The sequence below is a fragment of the Faecalimonas sp. genome, from assembly GCA_029264305.1.
Lineage (GTDB): Bacteria > Bacillota > Clostridia > Lachnospirales > Lachnospiraceae > Faecalimonas.
The window spans coordinates 76,601-89,757 of the sequence record JARICA010000008.1 but is presented as its reverse complement, the minus strand read 5'-3'; the positions used below and the strand labels follow the sequence as shown (position 1 = coordinate 89,757).

The window sequence follows — 13,157 nt, the reverse complement described above, 5'->3', positions numbered from 1 at the left end:
AGAGCCCTCACGGACTCTGTAACTCTCCTTTTTTCGTGCATTACACTTCGAACTCATTTCATGAACGTTACCTTTGTAGTTAACTCAGCCCAGGCACCCTTACGGCACCCAGAAGGTTCCACTTAGTGCTGCTCCGTTCCCGACCTGACACGGTTCATGGATTCCTGTCGCGTAAGACCCAAACATCAACGCCACTTTCAAAGGGCAGCCTCACAAAATAAAGCCCTCCGTGTAATATCACCCCCACTATAGCGGATTGTGGGTACAAGGTACCGCTAACACCCCGGCTGCACGAGACTATATTATACCCTGTTTCACCTACAAATGTCAATGCTTCTGCTTCGCTTTTCTCAGTTCTTTAAAAAAATTTTTCATCAAAAGACTGCATTCTGCTTCTAATACTCCTGTTTCCAATTCTACTTGATGATTAAACTCCTCCATTTGAAGCAGATTTAGTATCGAACCAGCACATCCTGCTTTTGCATTCATACAACCAACTACTACTTTTTTCATTCTAGATTGCACAATTGCTCCAGAACACATTTGACAAGGTTCTAAGGTTACATACATTGTACAATCTTCAAGTCTCCAATCTCCAATCTTTTTGCTTGCCTTTTTTATAGCAATCATTTCTGCATGAGCAAGCGGATTTTTATCTGTAGTCCTTCTATTATATCCCCTACTGATAATCTTATTTTCACACACAATTACACACCCAATTGGTACTTCATTCATCTCATATGCCTTTTTCGCTTGCTTAATTGCCTCTTTCATATATTTTTCATCTTGATTCATTCGTTTCTTTTAATCCTCCTACAAAAATACCCAAAATCTTCTCTCAGATTCTTTTCATCCTCGGTGAGTTCTATGTCTTTGTTTTCCATTATTCTAAATTCTGTAAATCCAAAGGCATTTGCCGCCTGTACTTCTCTAGCATGATTTACTCCCGGAACACCGATATATAATTCTCCTTCTTCTTCAATCCAAAGTAAATGATGATAATTGTAAAATCCATGAAGAAGGAAATTGTTGTTCGCTAATTTCCATTCTCTTCTAGGCAGTCTTGCTAAATCTCGCCGTTGAATTTTTTCATAAATATCTTTCTTCTTTTCTATCTCATCTTCTTCTATCTCCATCTCCTTCAATGGCTCTGTTAAAATCATATCTACATTTATTACTTCCCCATTCCAAGTCGCCATATATCTCTTATGTTCCTCATCTTCAAGAATAATTCCACAAACTTCCTTTTCTATCTCTTTCTTAGAAACTGTTAATATATATTGTATGAATGGTTTCTTCTTTTCTATTTCTCCTTGAAAAACACCTTCATAGGAATCCTCTTTTCTACAAACCAAATATACTTTTAGTTTTTTTATTGAAGAAAAGAAAATTCCTCTAGCTTGTATCTGTATTCTTTCCTCCTGGATTCCTTGTTCCACCTTTACAAATCCTATATTTTTGATTCTTTCACTTTGCTGATATTCGTATAAATACTGTGTAAATCGTTTCAATCACAATCCCTCTATCTTGTCTATTTATACATATATCTATTCTATAAGGTACTTTTATATGCTTGCTTTCCTATCTATGAAAAATAGAATGTACAAAAGCACATTCTACTTTATAATTGATTAATCTAAATAAATCGGCGGCTCGTAATCCTTCCCAAGTAATTTTTTCTTCCGCTCTTGAAAACCTAAAAATGCCCATTCCGTCATATCTGTCCATTTATGTTCTGATCTATCATACACTTGTACATAACCGATGCGCTTTGGATGCATACGAACACTATTATTTTCATATTCTCGCCTTGTGTAAGGATTTATCTCTCCCACAACACTCTGCTCTTCAGGTTTTTCCATTTGCTGTATAGAAGATTTTTGATATCTCGGCTTCTTAAATCCTTTAAATGTTCCTGACGACGATGAAAGTTTCTTATCTATATGCTTTTCAGGCAATTTTTCTTTAGCCTGATTTGATTTAACCTCTTCTAGATCGACTAAATCCTCAATAGTTACTTCTCTTTCAATCTGTTTTGCTTTCTTCGTTTTAACAACTGGTTTACTTTCTTCAAGAATACTTAACTGAAACGGGCAACCTAAAACCTCCGCAATCTGACGCATATCTTGTTCTTGAAAATTATCTCGATTTAAGCGTTGTGTTAAATTTTGTCTGGACATTTTCTTTCCAGTTTTCTCTTCCATCAACTCTGCCAAGTCTTTGATTGTCATTCCATTACGGTTCAAAACAATTTTTACTTGCTCACCAAATGTGAGATTTATCATTGGTTTTCCCTCCTCATAAATCATCTAAGATTCATTGTAAACATAATTATTTATTTCGTCAATCTTCAGCTCCTACTCTTCTCCCAAATATTCCTCCAATGTGATTCCACGCTCCATAATTTTTTTCGCATCTTCTTTCCCCACATAGCGATAATGCCATGGCTCATAAATAATTCCTGTCACATTTGTTTTATCTAAAGGATAACGAAGAATAAATCCATATTTATAACAATTTTTAGAAAGCCATTTTGCTTCAGGAGTATCTTTTTGTTTTTCGTCCAAATTTGGGTATTTTGCCGCAACAATATCCACAGCCAACCCTAAATTATGCTCACTCTTCCCCGGATACGCTGTTGATTTGATTGTTTCTTCTAAAGCATTCCAATAACTTTTACCCGAACGTACTTCATTTCCCATATATAAATTATATAATTCTTTCTGTTTTTCTACAGAGCGATACGCGGAACAAATTGCCAAATTCATTCCGTCCTTTTTTGCATCAGCCAACATTTTTCTTAAAGGTTCTGCAATACGAGAATCTACTTGATACTCTCCAACAATTGTTTCCAGTTTAGGAATATATCCTTCCTGTATTGGATTTGTATCGTTTACCAAAGTCAAATACCACGGCCTTTTTTTAGGTGACTTTATTTTCATTTCCCATAATTGTTCTTCTAATTTTTTCTCATTCTTTGCATATTTTATCGTCAACGCTTCTCTGTCTTTCTTCGCTCTTTCATCTGCAAAAGATTTTCCTGCAAAAAATCCGATCATAGCACCAATCAGTAAAATTATACTTATTCCGGCTGCAATCCACTCTTTCTTACTTACTCGAATATTTTTCAAAAATTCTTCTATTTTCTGCAACTTTCCTTTCATTATTTATCTCCAGTATCTACTCAAATCTATTTTCTCTAGGTTCTTTGCAAACCTATTACTTGTTGAACATATTGCCACTCGATAAGGCAACTGAATTTCATACTCTTTGAAATAAAACGTTTCACGAATTTCTTTTGGTTGATTCGATAATCTTGCTCCTTTTTCATCACATAAAATTTCAAATGTATCCAACCCCAACTTCATTCCATACCGAGTCGCTTTCATAAAACTTTCTTTTAATACCCAATAACGATAAAAAGCAACTTTTTTCTCCTCCTCAGTTTTTCTGCTTAAAATAAACTTCTCTTCTGACGCAAAAAAATAACGTTTTATCAATTTAGTATGTAATTCTTTTATTTGTTCTATATCACACCCAACCTTAACGCTCTTTTCTCCACTATCTTCTAGCGAACAAAGGACCATTTTCCCTGAATGAGAAAGATTAAAAGGTGTTTCCGTAGAAACACCACATTTTTTTCTTACACTTTCATATAATAACCACGCACCTACACTTAATGCTTTATCTTCCAAGGGCAAAATTTTATCTGCCTTTTTTTTTCGAAATATAGGTAATTGTTCATAACACTTCCAATAAACGGATGCTTCCAATAAAGGAGACACATCCGCAATCCACGTTTTTATCATTTCAACAAATACTTCCTTAATTTATTCCAAACAACAATTTGAAAATAATCATGTGCCTTATCATAAATAAACAATCCTAATTGTCCTGCTCCCCAAACGATAAAAAGAAATGAATTTGTCATGTCCTTTGCTATTAATAATTGAGGAAGAAAAATAAGGGTCGGAACATACATCAAGTTAAAAACAATATATTTTCCACACCACAACAACATTTTTTTATTTCCAAATTTATTCCACAAAATTTCTGCAAAACATAGATACAATCCCATACCTGCAAAAGTTACACAATACATTTTATTTGGTGCAACTAAAAATCCTACCAACATAGTTGCTACAAGAAAAGAAAATCCATATCGTATTCCCCATTCTCTAATGGCAATTCCAACACAAAAACTTGCCCCACATATAAAAAACAACGTACTTGTTTCAATGATTGAGCCAAGCACAATAAGTACTACTGAAAAAGCCACCAAAACTCCCAATGTCGCTATTTTTTTTGCTCTTACATGCATGTGCACAAATCGCCTCCCATACATTCACATAATGTGTCTGCACACCATAAATCACAACATAAATTCCCTGTTCCATAAGATTGACGTCCATATCCGTATCCTGTATTCTGATATCTTTGTCCTTGCCATTGCATCTGGTTCACCATATTCACATACTCTGGATTATTTGGTTCCATAGCCACAGCTTGCTGCGCATGCTGCATTGCTACAATGTTATTCCCCATTCCATAGTTTGCTGCTGCACTATAATAATACCACTGTGCATTTCGTACACCAATCCCATTCAATACATTTAACGCCTCTCTATAACGTCTTGCATTAATGTAATTAGCTGCAGCTTGCATCTGTACAGTTGCCTCCCCACTGTTGCTAGAGTAGGAATACTCAGATCTTTGCCCTGAAAATCCACCACGATAACCACCATTGACTCTCTCTTTCATAATTTGATCATATGCTTCCTGTACTTCTTTAAATTTTTCTTCCGCCAAATCAGATAACGGATTATTTGTATATGAATCTGGATGATACTTTCGACTCATTTCTCTATATGCCTTCTTCACTTCATCATCAGTGGCATTTGGAGAAACTCCTAATACCTCATATGGATTTGCTATCATTGTTCTATTCCTTTCTCATTCTCTTTGTTTTTCTTTTGTTTTTCATCATATTTATTCCAGACACCTACATAAAGAATATTTCTTAAAATATCACTATATTCAATACACGGTAGCCTCTCAAATGCACTACTACATTCTGCAAGCACAAGTGTTAACATTTGCCCACATTTTTCCTCATACTGTTCATCATTACTCAAAGCCAAAAGCGGATTATAACTTCCATTTTCTCTATCTTTCTCTAAATCATCATATGCATCCAAAATATAAATATATTTTCCTAAATAAAATCCTAGTTTTTTTAATGTATTCTTCCACATGTCTTTTTTATATAAAAGAAGTTCTCCCATTAATTCTCCAAAATATCCTGAAACAAGATCAATATTTTCTTCCTTCTTTTTTTCTGCTTTATTCAAACAGATAAGACACCTACGAATTTTTTCGCATTTGGCTGGATATTTTTCTCTTATTTTCATATATGTCTTGTGAAGCATTCTCATCCCTGTAAAGCCAACTTTACTTTTCTCATCTTTCCAATCATCTGCAAAATGAAAATATGTTAAAACAATATTCATATCAGCAGCATACTCTGTTATCTCATTAAATAACATATCATGTTTTTTTATCGGATGTACAATACAATGATTTCGTTGATGTGTCGGCTTTTCCTCATAGAGAGAAGTTAGCAAAAGTACAAGAAAAGTCATATCATATGTCAACGTCATCTGTCCTAAAAAACCATATTTTTCTTTCAAAACTCTACATAATCCACAATAATATGCTCTATATGTATAATAGTCTTTCATTTTCAATTCTGGTTTACAAACGGTTACATATCCAAACATTTCTTTCTCTCCTTTCCTTAAAAATAGCCTACACTAATTGTCATTATAGCATATCCCTTTCTCATGAGGGAGAAAGAAATTCTAAAAAATCTGTGAACAGTTCTTACAGAAAAATTTCTCTTTCTTTTAACTATTTGCAAAAAAGAAGCACCGCCCCCACAGCTCTATGGCTGCAAAAACAGTGCTTCCTGAATGCGCGATCAGGGGTTCGAACCCTGGACACCCTGATTAAGAGTCAGGTGCTCTGCCAACTGAGCTAATCGCGCATCTTGCATTATTAACTTATTTCATCTTTAACGCAAGAAATATTATATAACAAATTCATACTTTTTTCAAGAGATTTTTTGAGTTTTTTTACATTTTAATCTTTCCCATCGTGAATCCTCTCCCTTTTACCTCATTCACTTGGTTAATTACCATAAATGCCTTGCTATCTATTTCCAAAACCATTTCATTTAACTTTGGAAGTTCACGATTAGAAACGACTGTAAATATAGCAAAACCATCTTTACGTAAATATCCTGTTTCTGTTTTATAAAGAGTTGTTCCTCGATCTAACTTTGTATGAATCATTGTATTAATCTTTTCATATTCATCACTAATAATTTTTACTTGCATTTGATTTTTTCCCATCAAAAGCACTTTATCTACAAGAACAGTATAAATAATTACAAGAAGAATACCATACAAGCTCTTTTCTGTATTTCTGAAAAACATTTGTCCAATTAAAATAGAAAAATCAAATACATATAGCCCTACAGATACTGGAATTCCCATTTTCTTGTTAAAAATCAACGGTGGAATATCCATTCCTCCAGTGGAAGCCCCTGCTTTAATAACCATTCCAATCCCAACTCCTATGCAAATTCCAGAAAAAATTGTACATAACATTAAATCATCTGTTAAATGTTCTAACATTTTCACTTTCTGAAAAACACCTAGAATTATCGGAAAATAAAATGTACTGATAAGTGAAGTAAGTGCGAATGATTTTCCTAAAATCCAAATCGCCAAAATAAACATTATAATATTAAAAGCAGCTGCAAAAAATTCAATCGGAATATTAAAATAATGATTTGCAATCAATCCTAGTCCCGTCGTCCCTCCAGTAATAAGTCCTGTCGGAAGGACAAACGCTGCTATGCCCGCTGCATAAATTGTATTTCCCAAAATAACGAAAAAAAATCTTTTTAAATCAAAAATATCTCTAAGTTCTTTTTTTATCTCTGCTTTCATAGACTTCTCCTTTTAACACTTTATCAGACTAAATTTATCTAAAACGCAAGAAAAACAGGTACATAACCTGTTTTTCTATATTTTACAAAACCGAAAAAATTCTTTTTATCATTAACCTTTTATCGATTAAACCACTCATTCTTCCCACTTCTTCGCCATTCTTCCTAATCAAAAATGTGGGAACAATATCCACTCCATAATTTTTTTGTAAATCTTCGTCCTCGTTTTTCACTTCAACCTTTGTTACCTGTAAATCATCTTTGTATTCCACTGCAATTTCATCTATAATTGGCATCATCATATTACACTTTGCACACCAATTTCCAAAAACTACAATCAATTCCAATTTCATACTCCCACCCCCATTTTAGCATTTACAACGGGGATTTAATATCTGTATTACCTCATCAAACGAACGCTTTATACAAGTAAATTTTCTATTTAATTTCGGTCTGTCATATAATATACATTTTACTTTATTTTTTATTTTTATCTTGCTTTTCATCACACATCCCCCTTTTTATTAGGATATGCAATTTAACTTGTCCTATTTCCTTATTGCAATTAGTTTATGAATAGGATTCCCTTGTGATGAAAACTTCTGCTCATATTCTGTCATTATATTTCCTTGATTCATTTTTGCATCATTGTGGAGATCAAATGTGTACTCTTTTACCATCCATCCATCTGCTTCTTCTGCTTGCTCTAATGAAAATTCAAATAAAGCACGATTGTCTGTCTTAAATTCTATCATTCCAATCTTAGCTAACACTTTTTCATATCGATTCAAAAATTCTTTTGATGTAAGACGTCTTCTCGCATGTCTTGCTTTTGGCCATGGATCTGAAAAATTCAAATAAATCTTATCTATTTCCTCTTGAGCAAATACTTCTGCAATATCATTTGCATCCATACAAATAAAACGAATATTGTCTAAATTTGCAAATTCTTCTGATTCATATTTTTCTAAAGCTCTTAAAAGAACACTAGAATATCTCTCTACCCCAATATAATTTATATCAGGATTTTGTTTTGCCAACGCCAAAAGAAATTGTCCTTTTCCCATACCTATTTCAATATGTACCGGATTATTATTTCCAAATAATTCGCGCCATTTTCCTTTATATTCTCTCTCATTTTTAATTGCTACGGGATTGGCATCTATCGTTTCTCTTGCTCCCGGAATATTTCTTAATCTCATGATTTCTCCTCTTGCTTCTATTAAAATTCAAATATAGCAACACCATATGGCGAAAGTGGATATGCAAAAGAATACGGTTTACCATCACACTCTCCCTTGGTTGCTTTATATACAGTTGGACGCTTTTTCCCTGATCCGCCGTACTGCTTTTCATCACTATCAAGAACTAACTTATACTGTTTTCTTCGCATAACTCCAACACGATAGTCTTTCCACTCCATAGGAGTAAAGTTGCATACAAACAACAAATTTTTCTTATCATTTTTAGAATGTCTGATAAAACTATAAATGCTTCTATTACCATCATTCGCATTAATCCATTCAAAACCTTCTGGATGATTATCACATTCATACATCGCTTTATTCTTACGATACAATTGTAATAAATCGCGAGTAAAATTTCGAATCGCTTGATGATTCTCTTCAAGAAGTAGATACCAATCTAATTCTCTTTCCTCACTCCACTCCCGAAGTTGTCCAAAATCTTGTCCCATAAATAAAAGTTTTTTACCTGGATGCCCCATCATGAAAGCATATCCTACTTTCAAATTGGCAAACTTGTCAAATCCTAGCCCTGGCATTTTATTTAACATTGAACATTTTAAATGCACTACCTCATCATGTGATAATACCAAAATATATTTTTCGCTATACGCATACGTCATTGAAAATGTCATCAAATGATGATTTGGACGCCTAAAATATGGATCTAATTTCATATATTCTGTAAAATCATGCATCCATCCCATATTCCATTTTAGACTAAATCCCAATCCATCTTCTTCTGGATTACCAGTTACTTTCGGCCATGCTGTCGATTCCTCAGCAATCATAAGTGTTCCTGGATTTCTGCCAAGTACAACAGAATTTAAATGTTTAAAAAATTCAATAGCTTCTAAATTCTCATTTCCCCCATACTTATTTGCAATCCATTGCCCATGTTCTTTGCCGTAATCCAAATATAACATTGATGCAACTGCATCGACTCGAAGCCCATCCACATGAAAATGTTCTATCCAAAATAACGCATTTGCAATCAAGAAATTCTGCACTTCTGATTTTCCATAGTCAAAAATTTTAGTACCCCAATCAGGATGTTCTCCTTTTCTAGAGTCTGCATATTCAAAAGTAGGTGTTCCATCGAAATCTGCCAATCCATGCGCATCTTTAGGAAAATGGGCTGGTACCCAATCTAAAATGACACCGATTTTATTTTTATGAAAATAATTTATCATATATGCAAAATCTTCTGGTGTCCCATATCGAGATGTTGGTGCATAATAGCCTGTCACCTGATACCCCCACGAACCATCAAATGGATATTCTGCTATTCCCATTAACTCAATATGTGTATAACCCATTTCTTTCATATAAGTAACGGCTTCTTTTGCAAACTCACGATAGGTGAAAAATCCATTATCCTTTTCGTATCCGTTATGTCTTCTCCATGAGCCCATGTGTACTTCATAAATAGATACAGGATTTTCTTGATGATTCCATAACTTTCTCTTTTCAAGCCAATCTTTATCCGTCCATTTTAGATTTGTAATATCTGTAATGCGAGATGCTGTTCCCGGACGCACTTCTGCATAATTCGCAAAAGGATCAGCCTTATAAAGAAAATCTCCCGTATATGTTTCTATGCAAAACTTATAGAGCATTCCTTCTTTTACTTTAGGTATAAAACAAGTATAAATTCCCAATGGTTCTCCTCTTTCCATTGGATTCTTTTCTCTGTCCCAATCATTAAATTCTCCAACAACTGAAACTGCTTTTGCACGAGGTGCCCAAACCGAAAAATATACTCCTTCTTCTGCTCCTCGCTTTACCCTATGTGCTCCCATTTTTTTATAAATCTCGTAATGAGTTCCTTGTCCAAATAAATAGTGGTCTAACTCACCGATTTCGTATGAATATCTTGTTTTTTTATTTGTCATATATTCACCTTCCCGCATATTTTCCTTCTCTTCATTATACTTTAGTCCTAATTAAAAAGAAAGGGTTTTTATACCCTTTCTTTTTAAAACCACTATTTAAAATCCTGTTCTGTCAAGATTACTCTATCTGCATTATCTGTATGCTTACCAAATAAACGTTTAAAGAAATGCTTCAAATTTACGCGTTGTGCTTTTTCAATTGCATGATCGAGAATTTCTTTTACTTCTGTAACAGTTACAGCATGATCTTCTTTTTGCAGAATATCAATTCTACTATATAGCGCCAAAATACCCATTTCATCAATCTTATACCCATTTTCTTTTGCATAAGTTTGTCCAAATGTAACTAGTTCATCATTAATGAAAATTGGAAGTTCCAATTTAGAAGTGAATTTTCTTCTAAATCTAGTATTCTCTGAAAGAAGTTTTTCCAAAGGTTTTCTCTGTTCTTCTAACACAACAAGAAGTTCTCCCGTCTGTTCTTCCATTCTCTCATTCAACTCTTCAATCGTATCACGATTCATCTTTCCTGCTTTTTCAACAATTAATGCTCCACCTTTTAATTTTCCAAGAACTGTTGATAAATCTTTTCTATTCAAAGCATCTCCTGTCACAATAGCAACTTTTCCTTGTTTTAATCTTCGTGCTTTTTGAATCGCTTTCACCACATTAACTGCCAAAACAGTTTTTCCTGTTCCTTGACGTCCTACAACAAGAATATTTCCTGTGCGCGATGTTCCATATCTCGTATTACAATTTTTATCATTTTCAAGTACTTCTACAATCTGCTCACTCATTCCTCTTACTGGAACAAAATAAGAAAATAATTTCTTCTGTTCTTCTGTAAGTCCTGCCTTCAAACCAATTTCGCTTTGTGCTTCTAAATCGTATTTGCCCTGTACAATAAATCCTGTATCAAATGACACTCCTTCTGAGTCCTCATTTGTTTCTGCTTTCATTTCATTTTGTAATTGCTCAAGTTCTGCATCTTTTTCTGTTTCTTGTTCTTCTTCCTCTTGGAAAGAAATATCAAATTGTTTTTCGATAATATCATCATCATCTGCAAAATCTTCAACGAAATCATTAGCAACTTCTTCCTCAGGTTGTACCACTAATTCTTCTGCAGATTCTTCTACAACTTCCTTTTCAACCTCATCTGTAGATACTTCCACCACTTCTTCAACTGGTTCTACTATCTCTACAGATTCTTCTACAACTTCCTCTTCTAGTTCTTCTGATTCACTTGCTTCGTCTGTATTTTCCTCTTGTACAACAACTGATTCAGTTGGTTCCATTTCTTGTGCAACTTCATCTATCTCAACACTATCTGTTTCCTTCATTTCCCTTTCCAAATCATCTAACAACTGCTGGATATCATCTGGAATAATCGGTGTTGTGTTAAACATACTCTGTTCCACACGTTCTTTTCTTCTCGCCTCACGTTCAGCCTCTGCTTGTTGTTTTTTCTTTTCGATTTCTTTCTCTACATTTCTCTGTGTTTCTTCCCAATTTTGAAGAATACCCTCTAACTTTTCTTGTGCCGACATAGACTCTTCTTCGTTTTGTTTTGCAGTCACATGAACTGCTGCAGCTACTCCTTTTGCAACCGCTTCTTCTAATGTTGATCCTACTACTGTTTCTTTAATAATACTGTCTTCTTCCTGCTTTTCTTCTGCAGGCTCTTCTACTTTTTCTTCCTGTTTCTCTTCTACAGGTTCTTCTACTTTTTCTTCCTGCTTCTCTTCTACAGGTTCTTCCACTTTTTCTTCCTGTTTCTCTTCTACAGGTTCTTCTACTTTTTCTTCCTGTTTCTCTTCTACAGGTTCTTCTACTTTTTCTTCCTGTTTCTCTTCTACAGGTTCTTCTACTTTTTCTTCCTGTTTCTCTTCTACAGGTTCTTCTACTTTTTCTTCCTGCTTCTCTTCTACAGGTTCTTCTGCTTTTTCTTCCTGCTTTTCTTCTGCAGGTTCTTCTACTTTTTCTTCCGTCATTGATTCAATCACGTCTTTAGAAATCTCGATTTTGCGCGTTGCTTCCAAATTTTCTTTTGCTTTCTTAGCTTCTTCTTTTCTCTGCATAAATCGATCATATTTTTCTTGCTGCAACGGAGTAAGTGGTTTATGTTTTATTTTCAATTCCATTGCTTTCAGTACATACTTACCTTCACTAAACCACAAAATCAAATCATCACATTCTTCAAGACATTCTACTATCATTCCTGCTTCTTCATATAATTTAGCAAGTTCATATGCCCATTTTTCAACATACTCCATTTTCTTAAAATCAACAAGTGCTTCTATCTGTTCTTCAACTGGTGCATTTTCTGCTTTCAAAAGTTTATATTTCAAAATATATTGATTTGGATCTTTTGGTGCAATAGAAAGAAATTCTTTATAACAATCCATTGCTTCTTGTAAATCATTGATTTTAATCGCTAATGTTCCCAAACGATAGACAATCTTTCTACTACCCGGAGAACGATCGTACGCAATAAATAAAATATCTCTACTCTTTTGGTTCTCCCCATTATACTCATATATTTCACTTACGTTACTGAGCATGGACAAACTTTTCACTCTATGCCAGTCGATTGTGTCTGCAATTTCCATTGCCTTTTTATACTGTTTTTTTGCCATGTAGTCGAGCATTTGCTCTGTTTTTACACGATATTCATGCTTATCCAACGTTTTTCACCTCTATTAATTATTTTTTACTTTAGATTCTATAGTTCCATAATTAAAATTTTACTAGTATAGTTTAGCACAAGGGCCTGTCAATGTCAAAAAAATAGCCATTATTAATCTCAAGATAATAATGGCTATTTTCATATTCAATTATATTTTTTATATATAGTCGGAGGGATTTTTTGATTCTTGTTCCTAATTATCCTTATTTTATATATAATTCAAAATCAAATATCATTTCCAATATCTAGTGTTCATAAACTATAACTCTATCTGATGTTTCTTTACACATCATACAAACGATTTTGTTATGTGGTAT

At 33.9% G+C, this 13,157-nt stretch carries 13 protein-coding genes, 1 tRNA gene and 1 other RNA gene; all 15 read right to left on the bottom strand.

Going from position 1 to position 13,157, the window contains the following annotated elements; translation table 11 throughout:
* Window positions 1-33: 33 nt before the first annotated feature.
* The 15 genes from ffs to ACY2U7_RS01115 all read right to left on the bottom strand — a co-directional run bounded on the left by ffs (window position 34) and on the right by ACY2U7_RS01115 (window position 12,838).
* Window positions 34-295, bottom strand: an RNA gene (gene ffs / locus ACY2U7_RS01185) — signal recognition particle sRNA large type.
* Window positions 296-327: 32 nt separating this feature from the next.
* The gene (gene tadA, locus ACY2U7_RS01180) at window positions 328-795 is read right to left on the bottom strand and encodes a tRNA adenosine(34) deaminase TadA (RefSeq protein ID WP_461812471.1); all 468 of its coding nucleotides are present in this window, start codon (window positions 793-795) and stop codon (window positions 328-330) included.
* Complete coding sequence (locus tag ACY2U7_RS01175) at window positions 792-1,511, bottom strand: DUF6128 domain-containing protein (protein ID WP_461812470.1); 720 nt, start codon at window positions 1,509-1,511, stop codon at window positions 792-794. Before ACY2U7_RS01175 ends, tadA begins: the two co-directional genes overlap by 4 nt.
* 120 nt (window positions 1,512-1,631) lie before the next feature.
* On the bottom strand, window positions 1,632-2,285 hold the full coding sequence (locus tag ACY2U7_RS01170) for a hypothetical protein (RefSeq protein ID WP_461815706.1): 654 nt from the start codon (window positions 2,283-2,285) through the stop codon (window positions 1,632-1,634).
* A gap of 72 nt (window positions 2,286-2,357) precedes the next feature.
* The gene (locus ACY2U7_RS01165; protein ID WP_461812468.1) at window positions 2,358-3,164 is read right to left on the bottom strand and encodes a M15 family metallopeptidase; all 807 of its coding nucleotides are present in this window, start codon (window positions 3,162-3,164) and stop codon (window positions 2,358-2,360) included.
* A 3-nt stretch (window positions 3,165-3,167) separates the two neighbouring features.
* A complete protein-coding gene (locus ACY2U7_RS01160) occupies window positions 3,168-3,809 on the bottom strand; it encodes a 4'-phosphopantetheinyl transferase family protein (protein WP_461812467.1) in 642 nt (213 codons plus the stop codon).
* Window positions 3,806-4,321, bottom strand: a complete 516-nt coding sequence (locus tag ACY2U7_RS01155) for a hypothetical protein (RefSeq protein WP_461812489.1) — start codon at window positions 4,319-4,321, stop codon at window positions 3,806-3,808. Before ACY2U7_RS01155 ends, ACY2U7_RS01160 begins: the two co-directional genes overlap by 4 nt.
* Window positions 4,312-4,938 (bottom strand): J domain-containing protein, encoded by a 627-nt coding sequence (locus ACY2U7_RS01150; RefSeq protein ID WP_461815705.1) that lies wholly within the window; start codon window positions 4,936-4,938, stop codon window positions 4,312-4,314. The genes ACY2U7_RS01155 and ACY2U7_RS01150 overlap by 10 nt, the downstream gene beginning before the upstream one ends.
* Window positions 4,935-5,780 (bottom strand): DUF5685 family protein, encoded by an 846-nt coding sequence (locus ACY2U7_RS01145; protein ID WP_461815704.1) that lies wholly within the window; start codon window positions 5,778-5,780, stop codon window positions 4,935-4,937. The genes ACY2U7_RS01150 and ACY2U7_RS01145 overlap by 4 nt, the downstream gene beginning before the upstream one ends.
* Window positions 5,781-5,973: 193 nt before the next feature.
* Window positions 5,974-6,046, bottom strand: a tRNA-Lys gene (locus tag ACY2U7_RS01140).
* An 88-nt stretch (window positions 6,047-6,134) separates the two neighbouring features.
* Window positions 6,135-7,016: a YitT family protein gene (locus ACY2U7_RS01135; protein ID WP_461812464.1), complete on the bottom strand. Its 882-nt coding sequence runs from the start codon at window positions 7,014-7,016 to the stop codon at window positions 6,135-6,137.
* A gap of 82 nt (window positions 7,017-7,098) precedes the next feature.
* The gene (locus tag ACY2U7_RS01130; RefSeq protein WP_461812463.1) at window positions 7,099-7,368 is read right to left on the bottom strand and encodes a thioredoxin family protein; all 270 of its coding nucleotides are present in this window, start codon (window positions 7,366-7,368) and stop codon (window positions 7,099-7,101) included.
* Window positions 7,369-7,563: 195 nt separating this feature from the next.
* Complete coding sequence (gene trmB, locus ACY2U7_RS01125) at window positions 7,564-8,217, bottom strand: tRNA (guanosine(46)-N7)-methyltransferase TrmB (RefSeq protein WP_461812462.1); 654 nt, start codon at window positions 8,215-8,217, stop codon at window positions 7,564-7,566.
* 20 nt (window positions 8,218-8,237) lie between these two features.
* Window positions 8,238-10,154, bottom strand: a complete 1,917-nt coding sequence (gene glgB, locus ACY2U7_RS01120) for a 1,4-alpha-glucan branching protein GlgB (RefSeq protein WP_461815703.1) — start codon at window positions 10,152-10,154, stop codon at window positions 8,238-8,240.
* Window positions 10,155-10,246: 92 nt separating this feature from the next.
* Complete coding sequence (locus ACY2U7_RS01115; RefSeq protein WP_461815702.1) at window positions 10,247-12,838, bottom strand: hypothetical protein; 2,592 nt, start codon at window positions 12,836-12,838, stop codon at window positions 10,247-10,249.
* Window positions 12,839-13,157 lie beyond the last annotated feature (319 nt).

Bases quoted from the DNA above. Each gene is read 5' to 3' on its own strand.
- glgB (WP_461815703.1), bottom strand. From the start codon at position 10,154: ATGACAAATAAAAAAACAAGATATTCATACGAAATCGGTGAGTTAGAC.
- ACY2U7_RS01155 (WP_461812489.1), bottom strand. From the start codon at position 4,321: ATGCATGTAAGAGCAAAAAAAATAGCGACATTGGGAGTTTTGGTGGCT.
- trmB (WP_461812462.1), bottom strand. From the start codon at position 8,217: ATGAGATTAAGAAATATTCCGGGAGCAAGAGAAACGATAGATGCCAAT.
- tadA (WP_461812471.1), bottom strand. From the start codon at position 795: ATGAATCAAGATGAAAAATATATGAAAGAGGCAATTAAGCAAGCGAAA.
- ACY2U7_RS01130 (WP_461812463.1), bottom strand. From the start codon at position 7,368: ATGAAATTGGAATTGATTGTAGTTTTTGGAAATTGGTGTGCAAAGTGT.
- ACY2U7_RS01145 (WP_461815704.1), bottom strand. From the start codon at position 5,780: ATGTTTGGATATGTAACCGTTTGTAAACCAGAATTGAAAATGAAAGAC.
- ACY2U7_RS01150 (WP_461815705.1), bottom strand. From the start codon at position 4,938: ATGATAGCAAATCCATATGAGGTATTAGGAGTTTCTCCAAATGCCACT.
- ACY2U7_RS01135 (WP_461812464.1), bottom strand. From the start codon at position 7,016: ATGAAAGCAGAGATAAAAAAAGAACTTAGAGATATTTTTGATTTAAAA.
- ACY2U7_RS01170 (WP_461815706.1), bottom strand. From the start codon at position 2,285: ATGATAAATCTCACATTTGGTGAGCAAGTAAAAATTGTTTTGAACCGT.
- ACY2U7_RS01165 (WP_461812468.1), bottom strand. From the start codon at position 3,164: ATGAAAGGAAAGTTGCAGAAAATAGAAGAATTTTTGAAAAATATTCGA.
- ACY2U7_RS01160 (WP_461812467.1), bottom strand. From the start codon at position 3,809: ATGATAAAAACGTGGATTGCGGATGTGTCTCCTTTATTGGAAGCATCC.